The organism is Photobacterium sp. R1, assembly GCF_054600795.1.
Map to the genome: position 1 here is coordinate 1 of NZ_BAAHZP010000997.1, position 235 is coordinate 235.

The 235-nt window shown below is 57.9% G+C and carries 1 protein-coding gene; it reads right to left on the reverse strand.

All coding sequences use genetic code 11. The features are described from left to right. Positions 1–235 (reverse strand): hypothetical protein (locus ACYP03_RS28055; RefSeq protein ID WP_459782942.1); only part of this gene is annotated, 235 nt, incomplete at both ends.

Sequence of the window (235 nt, forward strand, 5' to 3'; positions counted from 1 at the left end):
ATCGACCGGCGGCAGCTCAGCCATTCCCCGGCGCAACGCGTCCAGTGCCTGCGCGGTGAACGGGTTGCTGGCTTCGAGTGTAATTTGCCGGGTCAGTGAGGCAAAGTATCGCTCTATCGCATCTTGCTTGACTTCGCGTAATGATTCCAGCTGGTTATAGGCTTGCCGTTTTAGTGAGTCTCCGGCCTGGTAGGTCGCAATGATCATCATTGCCAGTGCCGGCACCAGCCCTGAC